Source organism: Streptomyces sp. CBMA123 (genome assembly GCF_014596465.1).
Taxonomy (GTDB): domain Bacteria; phylum Actinomycetota; class Actinomycetes; order Streptomycetales; family Streptomycetaceae; genus Kitasatospora.
This window is the reverse complement of sequence record NZ_MECK01000001.1, coordinates 163,085-181,088: the sequence shown is the minus strand read 5'-3', so window position 1 is coordinate 181,088 and position 18,004 is coordinate 163,085. Positions and strand designations below refer to the sequence as shown.

General features: G+C 70.6%; 18 protein-coding genes. 12 read left to right on the top strand and 6 right to left on the bottom strand.

Translation table 11 applies throughout. The annotated features are described in order from the left end of the window. Positions 1–155 precede the first annotated feature (155 nt). Positions 156–1,103: a phosphotransferase family protein gene (locus BG452_RS00860; protein ID WP_188302138.1), complete on the top strand. Its 948-nt coding sequence runs from the start codon at positions 156–158 to the stop codon at positions 1,101–1,103. Between the two features lie 50 nt (positions 1,104–1,153). Here BG452_RS00860 and BG452_RS00855 read toward each other — a convergent pair whose 3' ends face one another. Further along, positions 1,154–2,329 (bottom strand): UDP-N-acetylglucosamine--N-acetylmuramyl-(pentapeptide) pyrophosphoryl-undecaprenol N-acetylglucosamine transferase, encoded by a 1,176-nt coding sequence (locus tag BG452_RS00855; protein ID WP_317620841.1) that lies wholly within the window; start codon positions 2,327–2,329, stop codon positions 1,154–1,156. A 512-nt stretch (positions 2,330–2,841) separates the two neighbouring features. Between BG452_RS00855 and BG452_RS00850 the strand changes: the two genes are divergently transcribed. Further along, complete coding sequence (locus BG452_RS00850) at positions 2,842–3,678, top strand: hypothetical protein (protein WP_223241556.1); 837 nt, start codon at positions 2,842–2,844, stop codon at positions 3,676–3,678. Positions 3,679–3,885: 207 nt separating this feature from the next. Here BG452_RS00850 and BG452_RS00845 read toward each other — a convergent pair whose 3' ends face one another. From BG452_RS00845 to fabG, 4 genes are all read right to left on the bottom strand, one after another. Next, positions 3,886–5,073 (bottom strand): cytochrome P450 family protein, encoded by a 1,188-nt coding sequence (locus BG452_RS00845; protein ID WP_188302137.1) that lies wholly within the window; start codon positions 5,071–5,073, stop codon positions 3,886–3,888. Between the two features lie 9 nt (positions 5,074–5,082). Further along, positions 5,083–6,324, bottom strand: a complete 1,242-nt coding sequence (locus tag BG452_RS00840; protein ID WP_188302136.1) for an MAB_1171c family putative transporter — start codon at positions 6,322–6,324, stop codon at positions 5,083–5,085. 18 nt (positions 6,325–6,342) lie between these two features. Beyond that, positions 6,343–6,840, bottom strand: coding sequence for an ImmA/IrrE family metallo-endopeptidase (locus BG452_RS00835; protein WP_188302135.1), 498 nt, complete (start codon positions 6,838–6,840; stop codon positions 6,343–6,345). Between the two features lie 91 nt (positions 6,841–6,931). After that, complete coding sequence (gene fabG / locus BG452_RS00830) at positions 6,932–7,639, bottom strand: 3-oxoacyl-ACP reductase FabG (RefSeq protein WP_188302134.1); 708 nt, start codon at positions 7,637–7,639, stop codon at positions 6,932–6,934. A 402-nt stretch (positions 7,640–8,041) separates the two neighbouring features. On the opposite strand from fabG, the gene BG452_RS00825 reads away from it, so the two are divergent. Beyond that, positions 8,042–8,860, top strand: a complete 819-nt coding sequence (locus BG452_RS00825) for a helix-turn-helix transcriptional regulator (RefSeq protein WP_188302133.1) — start codon at positions 8,042–8,044, stop codon at positions 8,858–8,860. A 290-nt stretch (positions 8,861–9,150) separates the two neighbouring features. Here the strand turns inward: BG452_RS00825 and BG452_RS00820 are convergent, their stop codons facing one another. Then, a complete protein-coding gene (locus BG452_RS00820) occupies positions 9,151–9,576 on the bottom strand; it encodes a helix-turn-helix domain-containing protein (protein WP_188302132.1) in 426 nt (141 codons plus the stop codon). Positions 9,577–9,929: 353 nt separating this feature from the next. Here BG452_RS00820 and BG452_RS00815 point away from each other — a divergent pair, with 353 nt between their 5' ends. The 9 genes from BG452_RS00815 to BG452_RS00775 all read left to right on the top strand — a co-directional run bounded on the left by BG452_RS00815 (position 9,930) and on the right by BG452_RS00775 (position 17,997). Beyond that, positions 9,930–10,271, top strand: coding sequence for a hypothetical protein (locus BG452_RS00815; RefSeq protein WP_188302131.1), 342 nt, complete (start codon positions 9,930–9,932; stop codon positions 10,269–10,271). Between the two features lie 178 nt (positions 10,272–10,449). Next, positions 10,450–11,811, top strand: a complete 1,362-nt coding sequence (locus BG452_RS00810; RefSeq protein ID WP_188302130.1) for a helix-turn-helix domain-containing protein — start codon at positions 10,450–10,452, stop codon at positions 11,809–11,811. Beyond that, a complete protein-coding gene (locus tag BG452_RS00805) occupies positions 11,811–12,230 on the top strand; it encodes a hypothetical protein (protein ID WP_188302129.1) in 420 nt (139 codons plus the stop codon). Before BG452_RS00810 ends, BG452_RS00805 begins: the two co-directional genes overlap by 1 nt. A gap of 111 nt (positions 12,231–12,341) precedes the next feature. Beyond that, positions 12,342–12,875, top strand: a complete 534-nt coding sequence (locus BG452_RS00800; RefSeq protein WP_188302128.1) for a WhiB family transcriptional regulator — start codon at positions 12,342–12,344, stop codon at positions 12,873–12,875. A gap of 26 nt (positions 12,876–12,901) precedes the next feature. Next, on the top strand, positions 12,902–14,308 hold the full coding sequence (locus tag BG452_RS00795) for a DUF2637 domain-containing protein (protein WP_188302127.1): 1,407 nt from the start codon (positions 12,902–12,904) through the stop codon (positions 14,306–14,308). Continuing rightward, on the top strand, positions 14,305–14,529 hold the full coding sequence (locus tag BG452_RS00790; RefSeq protein ID WP_188302126.1) for a hypothetical protein: 225 nt from the start codon (positions 14,305–14,307) through the stop codon (positions 14,527–14,529). Before BG452_RS00795 ends, BG452_RS00790 begins: the two co-directional genes overlap by 4 nt. A 34-nt stretch (positions 14,530–14,563) precedes the next feature. Next, positions 14,564–15,214 carry a plasmid mobilization protein gene (locus BG452_RS47995; RefSeq protein ID WP_411292865.1) on the top strand — a complete coding sequence of 217 codons (651 nt, stop codon included), beginning with the start codon at positions 14,564–14,566 and terminating at the stop codon, positions 15,212–15,214. Further along, positions 15,204–16,937 (top strand): relaxase/mobilization nuclease domain-containing protein, encoded by a 1,734-nt coding sequence (locus BG452_RS00780; protein ID WP_223241585.1) that lies wholly within the window; start codon positions 15,204–15,206, stop codon positions 16,935–16,937. The genes BG452_RS47995 and BG452_RS00780 overlap by 11 nt, the downstream gene beginning before the upstream one ends. Positions 16,938–17,193: 256 nt before the next feature. Then, positions 17,194–17,997, top strand: coding sequence for a hypothetical protein (locus BG452_RS00775; protein WP_188302124.1), 804 nt, complete (start codon positions 17,194–17,196; stop codon positions 17,995–17,997). Positions 17,998–18,004 lie beyond the last annotated feature (7 nt).

Sequence of the window (18,004 nt, the reverse complement as noted above, 5' to 3'; positions counted from 1 at the left end):
CGGTCCCGAGGAAAGGTTGGCGTTCGCGTGCTGCACCCGAATGTACTCTCGACCCGAACTCGAAGACGCCCTACACCAGGCCGGAATCGCAGTCTCTTCTTCACCGGCGGACCCGTCCGACCCGAGAGCCGCACCGTCGTCACCTGGAGCACGTCGTGATCACCCGACGAGACGTCAGCAGCATCACCGCCGACGCCGAGTACGCCCTCCTCGATGCCCGTGGCCTCACCCCCGCCGACCTGATCGCCGCCGGCACCGAGGCCCACGTCTACGCTCTTGGCCACGACCAGGTCCTTAAGGTCTACGCCGACCCCGACCAGCACCAGGCGCTGGAGACCATCGCCGACCTCTACCGGCGCTTCGACCGCACCACCGTCCCCTTCGCCCTGCCCGAGATCCAGGCCATCGAGCAGCACGGCACCTTGCTGGCCGTCACCGAGACCCGGCTGCCCGGCTCCCCGTTGGGAGACGCGCTCACCCTCACCTCCCCGGCCACCGAACACGCCTACCTGGCCGCCGTCCGCGACCTCACCGGCCTGCGCCTGACCACGCCGCTCGACCGGCGGATGCTCCTCGATCCCGACCCGGCCCACCAGGGCGAGGACTGGACCGCCTTCCTGCGCCGCCTCCTCGGGCAGAAGCTCCCGAAGGTGCTGGCGGACCTGCGCCGCGACGTCCCCGCCGTCGACAGCATCACCGTCCGACTCGCTGCGCGGCTCTCCCGCTCCTACACCGGGCCCGAGGGCGTCATCCACGGCGACCTCTACCCCGGCAACATCCTCGTCGCAGACGGTAAGGTCAGCGCCGTCATCGACTTCGGCACCTTCACTCTGCTCGGCGACCCGCTCTTCGACCTCGCCGGTGCCTGCGCCTACTACCGGATGTACGACGAAGACCGCGCCGCGGTCCGCAACCGCCTGCTGGCCACCGCCGCCGAGAACCTCCCCGCAGGGCGGCGCGACGACCTCGCTGACTACCTGCACCTGGTCGCCCTGCTCTCGTGCGACCTCTACCCCGAGCAGGGCAAGCACATCCGCGACACCGGCCACTACCAGTGGGCCGCCGACGTCCTCAACTCCCCGACCGACTGGAAGAACCGATGACCAGCTTCCTGCCCGAACCCGACCCGGAGCCAGGGGCCGCAGCGGTTGTCTCAGCGACCGGCAGCCGCTTCGAGCACTACGTCGACGAGGCGCTCCGCCGCGTCCGGACGGCCGTGCTCCCGGGAACGCGCCGCCATCGCCTCGCGCCGCACCCGGTCCGCTAGCAGCGGGAACAGGGCCTCCTGCAGGTCGTCCGCCGTGACATCGCCGAGGAGGGCAACCGCCGCGCCGGCCTTCTCCAAGTAGGAGGCGTTCTGGGCCTGCTCGTTGCCGGCCGACGACGCGAGCGGGATGAACACGGCAGCCTTCCCGAGGGCGGTCAGCTCCGCGAGCGTGCCCGCTCCACTGCGGCTGACTACCGCGTCCGCCAGAGCCAGCACGTCCGGGAGTTCCGCACCCATGTAGCCAGTCAGTAGGTAGCGGCCCGCCAGGTGCGGCGGCAGCGTCTGGGCCTGCCCGCGCAGGCCCGATTCGTTCGCCGGACCGCACTGGTGCACCACGTTGGCACGCTCCAGTAGCCACGGCAGAACGCCGGTCACCAGGGTGTTGATCTGCACCGAGCCCTGCGCGCCGCCGGTGACGTACACCGTTGGCAGCGACCGGTCGAACCCGTGCAGGCCCAGGGCGGCCACGGCCTTGTCGGCCTGCCCGGCCAGCACCGCCGGACGGATCGGGTTGCCCGTCACCGCAGCGGCGCGCCGGGCGGACTCCGGCAGCAGCGGCAGCGTCGACGCCGACGACACCGCCACCCGGGTCGCCGCCCGTGCCAGAACCTTGTTCGCCAGCCCGAGGCTCACCGTCTGCTCGTGCACCACCAGCGGCACCCCGCACGAGCGCGCCGCCAGCCCCACCGGCACCGCCACGTACCCGCCGGTCGCCAGAACCACGTTCGGCCTGAACTCTGCGATCAACAACCGGGCCTGAGCCGCACCCAGCGGCACCCGGCCCATGTCTCGCACATTTGCTGGCGAGATCATCTTCAAGGGGTTCGACGAGCGTCGGACCTTTCCCGTGGCGACCGCCGCGAACAGGATTCCCTCCGCGGGCGCGACCCGGGACTCCAAGCCCTCCGCGGTGCCCACCCACAGCACCTCCACCGTCCGCCCCTGCGCGGCGAGCCGTGCCTGCAACGCTCGTACCGCGGTCAGCGCAGGGTAGGTGTGCCCGCCCGTGCCACCGCCCGTGACCACCAGCCGCAGTGGTCCGTCCTGACCCTTGAGCCCCACGCTCGCCTCCTGTCGACCCTCGGGTTGTTCAACCTCACTGGCGATCCATCAGCCTACGACGGACTGGACACTGTGCGTCGCTGCCCGATTCCTGGGCGTACCCACCCTCCGGGTTCGGCGCGCTCTCCCTGGGTACCTGTCGCTCATGCGCCCGGCCGGCCACTTTCTGCTTCAGTAAGTCGACGGGGTCAAGAACTCAGGGATGACCGCGTACGTGAATGTCTGACGGTGCCCAGCCCCCGCTGCTCCCGGAGAAGTGGGTGACAACGAGCGAATCGCAGCTGTCCACGCGCCAGGCACCAACGATTGGTCGGTGCGTGGGTACAGCCATGATGTGATCAAGGTCGCTCGGTGTCGGCTTCACTTGCAGCGGGTTCGTGGCTATGGTCCGTCGTCCCCCCGGTTGGGATCGGATCGGCTCGGCGTCCAGGAGGACCTCCCTGCGTATCCACCGCAGCTCGCACTCGTCGTCCTATGTGATCATTCCGAACTCGTTGGCGCAGAACCGCGCGATGACCTACACCGCCCGCGGTTTGTTGGTGGATCTCCTGTCCCGGCCGGACGACTGGCGCGAGACGTGCCGGCAGATGGCGGACTCGAGTCCCCAGGGCCGCAAGGCGTTGGCGGCGGCGCTGGACGAGTTGCGGGCGTGGGGGTACTACCGGGTGGAGGTGGTTCGGCTGCCCAATGGGCGGCTGCGCTCGGAGGCGCATATCTACGACCGGCCGCAGCCTGGAGGGCTGCCGGGTGCCACTAAACCGGACTCCGGCGAGTCGGACACCGCTGATCGTGACGTCCTTCCAAAAGACCTGGTCAAAGTACCTACCCTCCCCGTCGCGGTGGCTCCGCCGACCGCCGAGGGTGGGAGGGAGGAAGCCGCTCCCGCTCCTCGAACCGTCGAGCCTGCTGCGCCGGTGGACGAGGCGACAAACGCGGCGATGGGCGCGCTGCTGCGCGTGGTCAGACCGGAGCGGCGCCTGCCGCTAGGTGGGGCAGAGGCGGCGGCACTGGCTCCGCTGGTTCGGGAGTGGATGGAGCGCGGCGGTTCGGAGGAGCAGCTGCGGCAGGCGCTGCTGGCCGGGTTGCCGGAGGTGGTCTACTCGCCATCCGGGGTGCTGCGCTCGCGGCTGGAGCGGAAGATGCCGGCTGAGCGCCCTGCGGCGCCAGCGGCGAGGCGGCAGTTCACGGAGTGCGCGGAGTGCCGTGGTCCCCTGCCGGAGCCGGGGCTGTGTCCGGCGTGCGCCGGGGCTGGTCGCCAGACCGCCTCGGACGAGGGCCGGGGCGATGTGACGGCCAGGGGCATGGCCAAGGTCCGGGCCGCGCTGGCCGAGAAGCGCGACGCGGCGTAGGCCGCGCTGACGGGCGAGTGCACGGTCCGGCAACCCCGTCCCTATGCTGCGCGGCCGTTCGGCCCGCTGTGGCGGCGTGTCGGGCACGTGCGAGGGATGCGGGTGCGGGGCGACACGGGACGAACCCGGCAAGGCGCCTGCTGGAGCCCCTAGTTGAGCCTAACCCCTGCCGGGACCGGGTGCGTCCGTGTCCCCGCACCGCCGCGCCTACAGCTGCACCGGTAGGGCGCCGAGGCCGCGGACCAGCCGGGACTGTCGCCAGACGAGCTGGTCGGCGGGGACGGCTAGCTGCAGGTTCGGGAAGCGCTCCAGGAGGACGGCGAGCACGATCTCGATCTCGGCCAGGGCCAGCGGGGCACCGAGGCAGCGGTGGATCCCATGGCCGAAGGCGAGGTGGGCGGCGGCGTCCGCACGGCCGAGGTCGAGCCGGTCGGGGTCAGGGAACCGCAAGGGGTCGCGGTTGGCCGCACCCGGGCACACGAAGACCGGGCTGCCAGCGGGCACTTGGGTGCCGCTGAGGTCCACATCGTCGGGTGCCCACCGCCACGTGGCGATGCTGACCGGGGAGTCGTAGCGGAGCAGCTCGTCGACGGCGGTGCGGATACAGTGCGGGCTGGTGCGCAGGTGCTCCAGCTCGGCGGGGTGCTGGAGCAGCGCGAGCACCGAGTTGCCGATCGCCGCAGTGGTGGTCTCGTGGCCAGCGACCAGCAGCAGCACGGTGAGGGAGAGCAGCTCGTCCTCGCCGAGCCGGTCAGAGTTGTCGTCGTGCACCGCGATCAGGTCGGCGAGCAGCGAGCGGTCCGGCTTGGCGCGCTTGCCCGCGATCAGCTCAGCCATGTAGCCGGCCAGGGCGTGGGAGGCCGCGTCGATCCGCTGGTGGTCGCCGGTGGCGAACAGGTCGGTCGACCAGGCTCGGATCGAGGGCCGGTCGATCGGGGGAACGCCAAGGAGCTGGCAGATGACGGTGACCGGCAGCGGGCCGGCTAGCTCCTCGACGAGGTCGACCTCCCTGCCGGGCTCCCACACCCCGACGAGCTGCTCGGCGAGGGAACGGATGTAGGGGCGCAGGCCGTCGACCCGGGCCGGGGTGAACGCCTTGGTCACCAGGCGGCGTAGCCGGGTGTGCTCGGGCGGGTCGGTGTGCAGCATGGTGTGGGCGACCGCAGGGTGGAGTGAACGGCCGGACGGGCGGCCGGCGAAGTAGGCCCCGGTGTCCTTGGAGAGGGCGGCGGCGAATGCCTGGCGCGCCTGCTCGTAGCCGGTTACGGCAATCGCCGTCGCGCCGCCATCGCCCATGGGGACCTGGAGAACGGGAGATCGACCGCGCAGTGCTGCGTAGATCGGGTAGCGGTCCCGGTAGAACTCCGGGTCCGCAAAGGGGGATTCGGAGGCCATGTTGTCTCCCTAGACCGCAGTGAGCGCCGGGAACTGGTGGTCAGCGGCGCGGTGGACGATGTCGTTGCTCGCGTACTGCCGAGAAACCGAGCGTAGCCACAACGCCTCGGCGCGCAGGTCTCCCTCGCGGGCATCGGCACCGGACGCCTGCGGGGCAGGATCGTCCTGGGCAGGGGCGTTTGCACGGGCGGCGCGAATCGCTCCGGCGACCACGGCCGCCTCGACGATCGCGGCGCCGCGATCGGTCCCGGCGTGCCGGGTGGCGGCGACCGCTGCCGCCGCCGCGTGTTGGACGGCCCGCGAGCGGTGCTCGTCCAGGGTGAGGATCCCGTCGCAGACTTCCACGACCCGTCGGTGAAGGACGAGGTCGGACTCGGTCGCCCCGCCGATCGTCCGGAAGACCACGCTGGGGCACACCTCCGTCAGGTCCTGCCAGAGCGGGGTGAGGTCCGAAATGGACTGGCGCTCCCAGCGGCGGCGGAGGAACTGCGTTACCGGCCAGAGAATGGCGGGCAGGGTCAGCCCCGTCGTGATGAGGAGCACGCTGACGGCCGGCGCAGTCACGCTGAAAGCGCAGTTGACCGGCGTGACCGGACTCGTGCAGCGAGGGCCACCGGGGATGGCGTTCCAATCGAACAGTGCCGCCACGGCGTTGACGGTCTTGTAGGTGGTGTAGAGGAGCGCGACGACGCAGCCGGCGGCTGTCGTGCGGAGCCCGAGCCGCTGGGTGGTCCGGGTTGCCTTGCGGGCTCTGGTCCAGGTCTGGGTGAGGCAGTCGCAGACGGCGTACGAGAGGAAGGCGATGTACGCCGCCGAGTAGATGTGAAGGGACGTGGGTGCCTCGTCGAGGCCGCCCTGCGTCTCGGCCGTGCTCCACATCAGCTCGCGGGGTGTGACGGCGAAGGCGACGGCCATCGTGGCAACGGCCACGGCCAGGAGACGAAGTCGCCAGCGGACCCGCCGGCGGGCGTCGGCGATGTCGTAGTTGAGGTAGAGGAGCACGGAGGAGACGGCGGCTCCTGCGGACAGGGTCGCGCTGTTGCTCACCAGCCGGGAGAGGTCCACAGAGACGGCGTCCTCCAACGCCCGGATCGTCGGCTGGTAGGCGCTGAAGGCGACCGCGAAGCAAGCGAGGAGAGCGGACAAGCTCAGAGTGCCCGCAGGCCGCTGGCCCGGACGCCGCCGGAGGGCCCAGTAGAGCGAGGCAGCGAGCAGGATCAGGGGCATGCCGCCGAAAATGGCGTTGATCACGACTTATTCCTTGAGGGATCAGGCGAATATTGCATCCCAGCGCTCATCGGCAGCGCTGGGGCGCGCGGCGGGCATTACGGCTCCGCGGTACATGCGCTGAAGTATGAGAGTGGCCATCATTTCCGCCTCGACCTCCGCGTCGGTTTCGTACGACGTGCGGGCGGAAATACCGAGGACACTCCAGTCCATCAGGCTGGCGAGTTCCTCGTCAGACATCAGGTCGGCGAGATCGATCTCACCCTTGTGCTCCCAGAGGATGTGGGAGAGTTCATGGGCAATAATCTGTCGCTGATGCAGCGCCGAGGCGTTTTTCTCGTAGTAGATGACCTCACGGTCGGCATATCTCTTGCGCAGTCCGCATGAGAATGCGCCCCTCATATCGACGGGCTCGCAGGCGATTGTCCGTCCGACCAGTGAGGCGACCGCTCCAATCAGGTCGTTCTCGTTGAACTGGTGCGGCAGATTCAGGCGCCCGAGTCGATCTTCGCAGGCGGTCCGGAGTGAACCCGCATGCACGGCACCTCCCAGAGATGATCAAGAATTCCGCTGGAGTCTTGGGTGGGCCCTGGGCGTCCCCTCATGCGCCCAGGGCCCGGATTCAACCGGGTCAGTGCCCCATGCCGACGCCACCATCGACTGGGATGACCGCACCGGTCACGTAGGAGGCGGCGTCGGAGGTCACGAAGGCGACAGCAGCCGCGACCTCGTCCGGTCGGGCCATGCGGCCCATGGGCACGCGCTGCAGCAGGGACTCGCGCTGGGAGTCCGTCAGCACAGCGGTCATGTCGGTCTCGGTCAGGCCGGGCGCGACCACGTTGCTGGTGATCCCGCGCGAGGCCAGCTCTCGGGCCAGGGACCGGGCGAAGCCGATCAGGCCCGCCTTGGAGGCGGCGTAGTTGGCCTGACCGGCCTCCCCCGTCATCGCACCCGCGGAGGAGATGAACACCAGGCGGCCGAACCGGCCACGCATCATGCCCTTGACGGCCCGCTTGGCGACCCGGTACGCCCCGGCCAGGTTGGTCTGGAGCGTGGCGTCGAAGTCCTCCTCGCTCATGCGGAGCAGCAGGGTGTCGCGGGTGATGCCCGCGTTGATCACGACGATCTCGATCGGGCCGTGCGCCGCCTCGACCGCGGTCAGGGCCGCGTCGACCGACTCGGGGCTGGTGACGTCGCACGGCACCGCGAGGAGCCCCTCCTCCGGGGAGTCTCCGCGGCGAGAGGTGACGGCGACCCTATGGCCCTGCTCACGGAGCTGTCGCGCTACGGCAAGGCCGATGCCACGGCTGCCGCCGACGACGAGTGCGGATCGAGACATGGGTACGTACTCCAAACGGGGTGAGGGAGGCCCGGCGCTACCTGGCGGCCGCCGGTAGCCCCACCCTGCCAAACCGTCGCCGGAACTTTCAGTTCCGGAACAAACACTTCCGGAAGCGCCAGTTCCGGAACCGGTAGTTCGTGCTACACGCATCGACTCCGCTGCGTTATCGCCTGATCGGGCTAACGGAAAGTAATCGTTTGGCCCCAGGGGCCGTCGATACTGGGATCTGACGCCCCATGGGAATCGGCCCGCATGATCATTCCCAGCTGACTGTTCATCATCCGAAAACAAGCATCGAAATCGTTTCGTTACGTTGATTCGATTTTGCTGTCGGTGTGGTGTTCCCCACAGGCTCCTCCGGCATGCCTGCCTCTCGGTCGCTGCCTAGAATCGACGTTCATGAAGACCGACCACGAACGCCTGATAGCCCGTGATGAGACTCTGGCGGGCATGGTGGAACGCTGGCGCCGGCGCCTGGACCCCAATGCCCTTCCGGGTCTGGTGAAGACGACCGGCTCTGCTCGTCGAACTGCCGAAGTCTCGAAAAGCGAGATGGCTCGCTATATCGGCGTCAGCACCCGCTGGTACAGCAAACTCGAAAACGGCGAGGAAGCCAGCTTCTCCGAGGATTTCCTGGATCGACTCGCCTATACGCTGCGTTTGAACGACGCCGAAAAGCTCGCGCTTTTCCACCGGGCGATCGGGCGCGGACCCACCGAGCGCGGTGCGGAGCCGGACGCCATGGCGGCGATGGACGGCGACATGCAGCGCCTGCTCGCGAAAATGCTGCCGAGCCCGGCCTATATCTCAGACCTTGCCTGGAACGTCGTCGCGCACAACTCACCGGACAGGGTGATGTATCCGTGGGTCTACTCCGGCAACATCATGAGGTGGAGCTTCCTCTATCCGGAGGCGCGCGAGCAGCTGGTCAACTGGGAGGAGGATTGGGCCGTCCCGTTCTTGGCGCAGATTAGGACCGCGGCGGCGCAGCATCCTGACCACGTCCAGCTGAAGCAGCTCGTGCAGGACATCATGGAAGGCTGCCCCGAGGCGCAGGAAATCTGGGACCGCCACGACTACTACGTCCACCCGGACGGCGACGTGAGGTACATGCGCATGCCCCACGGCGGTGACGACAAGGTGCCTTGCCGGATCATGGCCCTGGCCCCGCTGCGCAACACCACGCTGCGGTTCATTGTCAGCTTCCACGGCGTCTGAACCCCTTGCGGCGGACTCGGCCCAGGTTCCCCGGGTGGTCTTAGGCCGAGTCCGCCGGTGCTGCCTTCGGCGGGTGATCACCGCGCCGCTCGGAATCGGGCCCCGCAGGCCGGGCCGTGGCCGTCCGGGCGGTGGGCTCACGTCGGCCTGCGCTTGACCTTACGTGCCCGCGCCTCTCGCCTCCGCCTCGGTCGATGCCGGGCCAGCGGAGGGTGAGGGAGCTCGCTAGATATCTATGCGCGTAGACAAGGTCGAAAAAAGAGCGCCACCCGTTCCTCTCGCCCCGAGTGTCAGGCGGGGGGGATCGGGGGTAGCCCCTGGGACTCTCTCGCCATGTCGATCATCTCCGTGATGCGGGAGAGGTTCTTCGCGTTGAGGCCCTGGCTACGCAGCGCGATCGACTGGATGCCGGAGTCCCGCATGGCGGTCGTCAGGTCGCGTTTGGCGAGTACCGTCTCCACCTCGTCGTCGGGGACGACCCAGATCGTCGGCGGCGCGTCGAAGAAGCTCGAGATCGCGGTGAGGGTGTTGATCGTCGGGTTCGCCTTGGCCCCGCGTCTCAGCTGCTTGATGGAGGACTCGCTAATGCCGGTGCCGGCCGCGACCTCGGCGATCGTGTACGGGCCGCGCCCCTCTGGGTACCGGTGCTCGAAGAGATAGCCCAGCCGCGCTGCGATGCGCGCCGCCCCCGCGTCGGCGTCGATGTGCTCGGCCATCGCCACTCCTCCCGTGTCAGATCGTCCCACGAGGACACTTTAGTGCCTGATCGTGCTCGCAAGCACTTCTTGGGGGCAATCTATTGCCCACGAGCGGGGCATTTTGGTGTACGTTGATCACGTCGAAGGGGCAATATAGTGTCTGATCCTCGGCGGCGCGCTGTTCGGCGCGCTCTTCCGGGGACTGACCGGCCCACTGGCCCGCTGGGCGGGCCGCCTCGACCGTCCTCGTCGAGGGCCCGGGAGTTGGCGCTCCCGGGCTCCTCGTACCACGAGGACGTCGATCACGTCCGAAGATGACCGGCCTTCGTATCTGACCACGCAGCCGGGCGTCTCCAGCTCAGGAGTCTCCCATGTCCTCCTTCTCGGGTACAACCGCGGTGCCGACCCGGTCCGCCGACATCGAGATCGCCACCGCCCCGGCCTCCTTCGTCGAGGCCCTCGCCGGCCTCCTCGCGCCGGACTCCGCGATCGTCCGGCTGGACCGCGGATCGCTCGGATTCCCCCGCACGGCCAGCGCCTTCGACGTCCACCGGTGGCCCGTGCCCCAGCAGCTCGCCGAGCGGCAGATGGCAGCCCGCTGGATCGTCCAGCACTTCCCCAGCCTTGACGCGCGCCTCGCCCACGAGCTGGACCTCACGACCGGGCGGCTGACCGCCGTGACTGCGGCCGAGCCCTCCGCCATGGCGGCCTGACCCAGGGCACAACCCAGCAGCCTGACCCCCGGCCCCGACGAGCGCCGGTGATCCGTCCTGCCTCGATCCGCACGAGGCCGCTGCTCCCCTGCGCGTACAACCGCCCGAATCTGCCGGCGCTGTGCCCCGAACTGCGACAGCTCGTGGCGCCGCCGTGCCCAGCGAAACCAGGACTTCCGTGCCCAGCCCTACCTTGCCCGTCCGCGCCGCCGAAGCGCAGGAGGAGCAGAAGGCGACGGGCGGCTCCGGCCTGCTCGTGCCCGACCCCGCTCAGTGGATATCGACGACCTCCGGACGCATCGCACCGGACCCGTACACCTGGCTGCAAGCCGTCCACTGGGTGCGCGACGCCCAGGCCCATACCCCGGCCCGCACCCACGGCCCCCGCTTCGGCACCACCACGGTCCGCATCGCCGAACTGCTCGCCCAGCTCACCCCGTGCAGACCGGGCGTCGACTACCTCGTCCGGATGCTCAAGGTGTCCGAGCGCACCGTGCAGTACCACCTGTCGATCCTGCGGGAGTCCGGACTGCTCACCTACACCCTCAAGGGCAGCCGCATACGCCAGGCCGCCGCCAGGGCAAGCGTTTTCGTCCGCACCATCCCGAAGGCGTTCGACGAGGCCATCGGGCTGAGGACCGTCTCCTCCCAGACGTTCATCCGCACCGTCGTCGGCGTCGTCTCCGACGAGAGCCGCCTCGCCCTCGCCCAGCTCGGCAAGAAGGCCGCGCGAACCATGCGCCGCACCAAGCGACGAGGCGCCAGGAAGGCCCGCATCAACTCCTCTGCGAAATCCTCCCGTTGCACCCCAATGGGGGCAGGTGCTGTTACTTCTTCTCCTGCAGCACCTACCAACAATCCCTCTGAGGGCGACCTCGGGAACGGGAAAGACCAGCAGGCTCGACCGGAGAAGCGGATCCGCCGGAAGCTGAACGCGGTCGGACGGCGCCACCAGCTGGCCCTCGAACTCGTCCGGCAGGTCCCGTGGCTCAGCGGCAGCCAGGTTGCCCGGATCGCCTGGGCTGTTCGCCACCTCGCGGACGCCGGCTGGACCGCCCACGAGGTCATCGCGGTTCTGGCCCAGCGGGCGCCCGCCCGCCGCGTCCACCGCCCGGTCGGCTTCCTGACCGCCCGCCTCGCCGGAGCCGAGCTGCTCTACGACACCGCGGCCAAGCGCGCGGCGATCGTCGCCTGGTGGCGAGACAGCCCCCAGGCGGCCAAGGAGCGCCACGCCGAGTGGCAGAGCACCTGGCAGGCCCCGCGCAGCTTCGCGGTCCGGCGCCTGGTCCAGGACGCCTGGACGAGAGCAACCCGCCGCGAGCCGCTGGCGGCCCTCGACGAGGAGCCGACCAGCGACGAGCAGCGCGAAGTCCGCACCACTGCATGGCGCCAGTACCTCACCGGAAGACCCGAACTCGTCACCTCCGCCCTGGCCCTGGCAGGCCGGGACCAGGCCGAGCAGATCTACGGGCGCGACCTCGTCGAGCGCGTCCTGCGCCTTCGCACCACCAGCAGCCACCTGAGAGCAGGAACCGCCTGATGAGCCACAACGAGAACGCCGGCATCGACCTCGCTCGCCTCGCCCTGCGCCGAGCCCGCGCCGGGGCGAGCAAGCGCCCCGCCGGCGCAGCCAAGGCCCCGGCCGCCAGCTACTCGGCCGGGCCCCTCAACCAGGCCCACGGAGAAACGATCCTGCGCGGCATCCGCGTCGCGCGTGCGTACGGCGCCCGGTCCGCCGAGGAACCCCATTGGGCTTCCAGGTACAGCGGAGTCGCCCAGGTCGCCAAGACCAAGGCCCGCGCGGACGCCTCGCCGGGATACCTGCGCGCTCTCGCCCAGCAGCAGGCCAGCCGCCCCAGCTCGCCGGCCGATTCGAGGACGAGCCCGGCCGTCGACCAGCGGATCAGAACCCTGGCCAGAGAGACGGTCCTTCGTCTCTCCGGCCAGCGACCCGGCTAATCACCGAACGGCCGGCACCAGCGCGACCAACCCACCCGACCCGGCCGCGCCGCCGCCCGCCCCGCACTTCCGCGCCCCTGCGGCAGCGGACCCACCCGGAGAACCAACCCCGTGTCCAGCACCATCACCTCGATCACCAGCCGCCGCGACCACACATGGGTGAGGCGGGCCGCCTGCGCCGGCAGCCAGCAGCCCGATCGCTTCTACCCCTCGCCCGACGAGACCGCGAAGAACCAAGCGGCGAAGGCTCTCTGCGCCAGCTGCCCCGTCAGCGACGAATGCCTCACCGAGGCCCTGGAGACCAACGACCGCTACGGCATCCGCGCCGGCCTCGACGAGAAGGAGCGACTCGTCCTGCACGAGCTCAACACCAATGGCCGCTGGGAGGAGGAGCGGGTCGTCGCCGCACTGAACGGCCGTCCGGTCCACCTCTCCCGCCACGAACGCACCAGCGTCTCCGTCGTGGCCGCCATCCTCGGCCTCGACCCGCGGATCTGGGCACCCATACTCGGCATCGGCCGCACCAGGGCGCTCACCCGACTGCGCGAGGCTCGCGTGCAGCTGGAGAAGCAGCCCTTCCTGCTGCGTCGAGAGCAGCGCATCGCCGCCGCGTTCAACCCCCAGCCGACGGCGGCAGCGGCGTGAACGAGTCTGGCAGCACGCCGAGTCGCATGTCCGGATGGGACAAAGCGGCGATCGGCGTGATGGGCGCGGTCGGCGGCACCCTGAGCTACGACGCCTTGCAGCAGATGGCCGTCGCCATGCACGTCCGCTCGGAGCTGAGTTACCTGTTCCCAGTGGCGATCGACGGATTCATCGCCTACGGCGTGCGGGCATTGGTCGTGCTGAAGGAGGCGCCGCTTCGGGCCCGCGCCTACACCTGGTCGGTGTTCGGCGGCGCCACGGCCACCAGCGTCTGGGCCAACTGGACCCACGCCGTGCGCCTCAACGAGTCGACCCCGCCCGGGCAGGGACTCCACCTGACCAACACGGCCGTCGGGGCGCTCAGCACCATCGCCCCGCTGGTGCTCGGCGGCGCCACCCACCTCTACATCGTCATGTCGCGCCACGCCGCTCCCACCGCGGTGTACGGCGAGCCGGACGACGCCCAGGCCGTCGAGGAGGAGACGCTCACGGTTCGAAGCGAGCGGACCGACTCCACCGCACCGAACGCTGTCCGCTCCTGGTGGCGAACCCGATTCCGCCGAAGCCGCTCGGCCACCCCGGAACTCGACCACGACCAGAGTCTCCTCGAGCAGCCGCGCCTTCGGCTGGTCAGCGGAGACCAAGCGGGTCCGTCCGGTCCGGTCTCCTCGGCGGGTCCGTCCGGTCCGGTGCCCTCGGCGGGTCCGTCCGGTCCGGTCTCCTCGGCGGGTCCGTCCGGTCCGGTGCCCTCGGCGGGTCCGTCCGGTCCGGTCTCCTCGGCGGGTCCGTCCGGTCCGGTGCCCTCGGCGGGTCCGTCCGGTCCGGTCTCCTCGGCGGGTCCGTCCGGTCCGGTGCCCTCGGCGGGTCCGTCCGCTCCGGTCTCCTCGGCTGGCTCGTCCGGTCCGGTCTCCTCGGCGGGTCCGTCCGCTCCGGTGCCCTCGGCGGGTCCGTCCGCTCCGGTGCCCTCGGCTGGCTCGTCCCGTCCGGTCTCCTCGGCTGGCTCGTCCGGTCCGGTCTCCTCGGCGGGTCCGTCCGGTCCGGTCTCCTCGGCGGGTCCGTCCGGTCCGGTCTCCTCGGCGGGTCCGTCCGGTCCGGTGCCCTCGGCGGGTCCGTCCGGTCCGGTCTCCTCGGCTGGCTCGTCCGGTCCGGTGCCGGCCACCGGACGAAAGCGAGTTCCGCTGGAGACGCTGGTACCCGTCGCCAGGGAGGCCGCCGCGAGGGCCGGCCGTGTGAACCGGGAAGTGGTCGCGGACGGCCTGCGCGACCAGGGCTACTCCATCAGCAATGAGCGGATGGGGAAGCTGCTGCAGATGATCGACGACACCAACACCAAACCCCCGCCGAAACCCGCGGCCAGCGTCCCACACCCCCTACGCCGCGCCCCACAACGACCCGTTCCCACGCCCAACTCCCTTCCAAGGAAGCGCTCATGACCAGCACCAAGTCGAAGAACACCACCCCGGCCGCCCTGATGCGGCTCCTCCTGGACCAGCGGCTGGTCCGCTCCGCCAAGGCCGCCAGCGACGGCAGCTGGCTGGTCCGCCGAACCGTCGGCGGGCCGAAGGTTGTGCTGGAGAGCCCGGTCGAAGCCATGGATTACGGGCTCGGGGTGCTCCTGGACGCGAAGCTCGAGCTGGAGGCCACCGCCGCCTGAGCGCGCCAAGTGCCTGGCCCGTGACCGCAGTTCTGTGGCTGGCGGCTTGGCCCCTACGGCGCAGCAAGCTATCGCCAAAGCCGGGCTTACGCCCGACTTTGGCACTTGCCCTCGCCCCGGTGGGGGCGAGGGAGGGCCGAGGACGAGTCGAGCGGGGGCGCTCGACTCGTCCTCGGCCACCGGCACCAGGGGGTGCCGGCAGGAGGAGGAGGAGAAGATCGAGACGCCGAGCGCTGCCGCCGAGCCGTCCGCCGCCGAACCGACCAGCGACGCACCCCTCGTACGTCGACCGCGCCGCCGCCACCGCGATCCCCAGAGCCGCACTCGCAAGCTGACTGTGCGTCTCAACGAAGACGAAGAAGCCGAGATCGCCGCCGCTGCCGCCAGCCGCGCTGTGACCGTTGGTCGCTTCATCGCGACCAGTGCCATCAGCGCCGCCCGCGGTCACAGCGCCGCCGCCGATCCGCAAGACCGCCTCGATCGCGCGGTCGACGAACTCGTCGCCAGCCGAGCGCAGCTCGCCCGCGTCGGCAACAACCTGAACCAGTTGACGTTTGGGTTCCATGCCGCCGGTTACGTTCAGCCGGCAGAGCTGGCGCTCACCCTCGGTGCCGTCCGCAGGGCCGTGGTGGTCGTCGACGACACCGCCGCGAAACTGGTCAACGGTGGACCGCTTGGTCCCTGATGTCAGCCGCGGCAATAAGACCTACGGGTTGTTGGCCTACCTCTACGGCCCCGGTCGGCGCGACGAGCACTTCGACCCCCACCTGGTGGCGAGTTGGGATGACTTCGCGCCGGACCCGGGCCGCGACCCGAACGCCACCCTCAAGCAGTTGGAGCAGGCCCTCGACTTGCGGGTCAACCAGCGCGGCCGGCGGCGTCTGAAGAACCACGTCTGGCACTGCCCGGTGAGCCTGGACCCGGACGAGCGGCTCCTGACCGACGAGGAGTGGGGCGAAGTGGCCCGCCGCGTCGTCGCAGCCGCCGGCATCGCCGAACCCGGCGACCCGGACGGCTGCCGGTGGATCGCGGTACGCCACGACCCCCGCCACATCCACATCATGGCCACCATCGTGCGTGGCGACCTGCGCGGCGCTCGCCTCCACAACGACGCCCAGCGCGCTCAGGACGAATGCCGAAAGATCGAGAAGGAACTCGGCCTCCGCCAGCTCAACCCGGGAGACAAGACGGCAGCCAAGCGGCCCACCAGTGCGGAAGGGCATAAGGCGGAGCGCCTCGGCCGCCCGGAGCCCATGCGTCTGCAGCTCATGGACCGGGTGCGCCAGGCCGTCGCCGGCGCCGCCGACGTCGCCGAGTTCCTCGGCCGCCTCGAAGCGTCTGGCCTGTTGGTGCGGCGCAAGGTCGGCCCGTCCGGCGACGTTCTCGGCTACTCCGTTGCCCACCCGGACGACCGCAACGCCCAAGACGAGCCGATCTTTTTCAGCGGCTCGAAGCTTGCGCCGGACCTCTCCCTTCCGCGCATCCGAAAGCGCCTCAGCGGCGCCGTCGGGGCCGACCTGCCGGGCGAGGCCCAGGTGGGCGACCCGGGCGCCGGTAAGGCGCGGGTGCCCGGCTCCAAGGCCGCCCGTGCCCGCCGAGAGGCCGCCGACGCGGTCGACGACGCCACCCGCACGATCGAGGAAGGGCCCGACGAAGACGCGGCGGCGCAGCTGGTCGGCGCCATCGAGATCATCGACGTCCTGGCCGTGCGCGCTCCGGCTGACACCAGGGTCCAACTCCTCGCGGCAGCACGGTCATTCGAACGGGCATCTCGCTCCCACGTCCGCGCCGAGCGGGCCGACAACCGGGCCGTCCGCAGGGCGGCCCGCCAGCTGCTCAGCGACGGCTACGCAGGGAACCGTGGCGAGGACGGCGGTACGGTCGCCATGCTGCTGTCGGCGCTGATCCTGCTGGCCATCGCCTCCGCTCGGTGGCACTCCGCTCGCTCGCATGCCCAGCAGGCTGCAGCAGCGAGCGCCGCAGCCGAACAGCTCCGTGCGGCGTACGCCACGGTGGCCGCCCGCCCGATGGCAGCCATGGCCACACGAGGCCGCTCCCTGCCGTCGCCCGTCCGCGAACGCCAGGACGCGGTCATCCGTGCCAAGCTGCCCGAGGCCCAGGCCACCGAGCACGGCGGGAACGACTGGGACGCGCTCGCAGCCACCCTCGCCGAAGCGGAGGCCGCCGGCCACGACCCGGCCGCGCTCCTCGAGCAAGCCCGGGACCGCCGCGAACTGGGTACCGCGGAGTCCGTCACCGCCGTCATGGTCTGGCGCGTTCGCCGGATCGCGAAGCTGTCTGCCGCGCCCTCGGCCGAGCCCGGAAAGGCCGGCACCCGTCCCAAGTCCGCAGGGCCTGCTGCCCCCGCGCCCGCGCTGCAGCACCGGCGCCGGACGAGCCGGAGCTGACGACCGGCAGGTCGGCACCATCAATGCGAGAAGGGGGCCAGCACTTCGGTGCTGGCCCCCTTCTCGTGCGGTTGGGTTCAGGGTCGGTCCCCGGCGGCAAGCGGCCAGCGCTGACGGCGGGGTCGGGCCATAGCACAAGTTCGGCTCGCTGCAGCGAGCCCGCCAGCCGGGACTCTGGTGATCCGCCCGCCGACGGATGCGATCGACGCTTCGTCGGCGGGCGTGCCAGCGCCCGAGAGCAGCAGGAGGACCCGCCGTGCGCACCGACCAGGTCACCGTTGTGATCACCGAGACCGGTGATGACGTGAACGCTCACGTCAAGGGGCCGCTCACGCCCCGGACGTACGAGACCGGCGACCCCTCGCAGCGCTACCGCGGCATCATCGAACCGCTGGAGAGCCGCGGCCTGGAGTGCGTTGTTGACTACGGCGCGAGCGACTACATCGTCAACGTCCTGCTGGCGGACGGCAGCCACCTGACGATCTCCCCACCGGAGGACTGCGGCGACTACCGGCCCGGATCGCCCCCCAGCTGGCTCGTCACCCGCGACCACCCGGACACCCCGGACCTGTTCGAAGTCGCCTACGACAGCGAGCCGCACGGTCCGCACGCCGCGAACGGCGGCAGCGTGGTGGGACTGCTGGCCGGGGTGTACGGGTACCTGGACCGCATCGACCCGGGCTGGCGCAGGGCAGAGGCCACGCTGCTGCGAGCGGAGGCGCTGCTCCGGCAGGCCGGCTTCGTCAAAGACCTTTCAGCGGAGCACACTTCGTACCGGCTGCCCGCCACCCTCGCCGAGTCGGCGCAGCGCCAGGCCGCCGTGGCCCGTGCCGTGGACGCACTGCGTGCCGCGGGGTACGGCGTCGCCTGCCCGACTCGCGCTCCCGGCCTTCTGCCCGCTGCCGGACAACCGGTCGTCCTCGGCGCCCCGACCGCCGCTGTGCGGCGCGAGGCCGCCCTCGCGAGCACGCCGTCCGCCGGGCCCGCCGGCGAACAGCGCGTAGCCCCGGGCGTACCGGCACCCGCCGTCGTAGCCCCGCCCGGTGTCCACCGCCGCTGACCGCCTC

Coding starts and splice junctions, on each gene's coding strand:
- fabG (WP_188302134.1), bottom strand. CDS start 7,639: ATGTCTCGATCCGCACTCGTCGTCGGCGGCAGCCGTGGCATCGGCCTT.
- BG452_RS00850 (WP_223241556.1), top strand. CDS start 2,842: ATGACCTACACCGCCCGCGGTTTGTTGGTGGATCTCCTGTCCCGGCCG.
- BG452_RS00845 (WP_188302137.1), bottom strand. CDS start 5,073: ATGGCCTCCGAATCCCCCTTTGCGGACCCGGAGTTCTACCGGGACCGC.
- BG452_RS00790 (WP_188302126.1), top strand. CDS start 14,305: ATGACCAGCACCAAGTCGAAGAACACCACCCCGGCCGCCCTGATGCGG.
- BG452_RS00825 (WP_188302133.1), top strand. CDS start 8,042: ATGAAGACCGACCACGAACGCCTGATAGCCCGTGATGAGACTCTGGCG.
- BG452_RS00820 (WP_188302132.1), bottom strand. CDS start 9,576: ATGGCCGAGCACATCGACGCCGACGCGGGGGCGGCGCGCATCGCAGCG.
- BG452_RS00795 (WP_188302127.1), top strand. CDS start 12,902: ATGTCCGGATGGGACAAAGCGGCGATCGGCGTGATGGGCGCGGTCGGC.
- BG452_RS00805 (WP_188302129.1), top strand. CDS start 11,811: ATGAGCCACAACGAGAACGCCGGCATCGACCTCGCTCGCCTCGCCCTG.
- BG452_RS00815 (WP_188302131.1), top strand. CDS start 9,930: ATGTCCTCCTTCTCGGGTACAACCGCGGTGCCGACCCGGTCCGCCGAC.